The sequence below is a fragment of the Escherichia sp. KCJ4928 genome, from assembly GCF_004352695.1.
In the GTDB taxonomy this organism is placed as follows: Bacteria; Pseudomonadota; Gammaproteobacteria; order Enterobacterales; family Enterobacteriaceae; genus ECMA0423.
The window spans coordinates 1-552 of the sequence record NZ_SJWV01000569.1; the positions used below are offsets into that span (position 1 = coordinate 1).

Here is a 552-nt window from a genome sequence, read left to right on the forward strand (position 1 = left end):
TAGGTAGCTTAACCTTCGGGAGGGCGCTTACCACTTTGTGATTCATGACTGGGGTGAAGTCGTAACAAGGTAACCGTAGGGGAACCTGCGGTTGGATCACCTCCTTACCTTAAAGAAGCGTTCTTTGAAGTGCTCACACAGATTGTCTGATGAAAAGTAAATAGCAAGGCGTTTACGCGTTGGGAGTGAGGCTGAAGAGAATAAGGCCGTTCGCTTTCTATTAATGAAAGCTCACCCTACACGAAAATATCACGCAACGCGTGATAAGCAATTTTCGTGTCCCCTTCGTCTAGAGGCCCAGGACACCGCCCTTTCACGGCGGTAACAGGGGTTCGAATCCCCTAGGGGACGCCACTTGCTGGTTTGTGAGTGAAAGTCACCTGCCTTAATATCTCAAAACTCATCTTCGGGTGATGTTTGAGATATTTGCTCTTTAAAAATCTGGATCAAGCTGAAAATTGAAACACTGAACAACGAAAGTTGTTCGTGAGTCTCTCAAATTTTCGCAACACGATGATGAATCGCAAGAAACATCTTCGGGTTGTGAGGTTA

At 46.0% G+C, this 552-nt stretch carries 1 tRNA gene and 1 rRNA gene; both read left to right on the forward strand.

Annotated features, from left to right (window positions below):
• Positions 1-107, forward strand: a 16S ribosomal RNA gene (locus tag E0D98_RS25610); the annotation flags it as partial.
• A 171-nt stretch (positions 108-278) separates the two neighbouring features.
• Positions 279-354: transfer RNA gene (locus E0D98_RS25615), tRNA-Glu, on the forward strand.
• Positions 355-552: the final 198 nt, after the last annotated feature.